1 protein-coding gene is annotated in these 547 nt (G+C 32.5%); it reads left to right on the top strand.

The features are described 5' to 3' along the window. Positions 1 to 362 (top strand): formate dehydrogenase accessory sulfurtransferase FdhD (gene fdhD, locus IDG60_RS27160; protein ID WP_206160389.1); only part of this gene is annotated, 362 nt, incomplete at its 5' end. Positions 363 to 547: the final 185 nt, after the last annotated feature.

A 547-nucleotide genomic window follows, 5' to 3' on the forward strand; every position in this document is an offset into this window, starting at 1 on the left:
CAAGTCATATTTACCAAGAAACAGGTGGCTTACATAATGCTGCTATAAGCGATGGTTTGACATTTTTTGTACATCGACAAGACATTGGTAGACATAACGCTCTAGATAAATTATATGGATTTTGTATCCAGCGACATATTACTGTCCGAGATAAAGTATTAATTTTTAGTGGACGTATTTCATCAGAAATTTTAATTAAAGCCGCGAAAATCGGTGTTGGCGTCATTTTATCTAAATCAGCTCCGACAACGCTTGCTGTAACCTTAGCTAATGACCTAAATATTACGGCAGTAGGTTTTATTCGAAATGGTGGCTTTAATATATATAGTCATCCAGAACGTATCATCGACTCTGAACAATAACATATTCATTATAGTGTGTCATAATGAACGATATTCTACATGAATCAACAATTTAAACGCACTATTTTTATAAGTATAAGTAGCTCAAAACAATTTAAAAAGCAGTAAGTTGATTTCTACTCGAAACCAGCTTACTGCTTTTTTATTCTAATACAAACCTATCATCAATCGTTAATTTCCAATAT

The organism is Staphylococcus sp. EG-SA-2 (assembly GCF_017152085.1).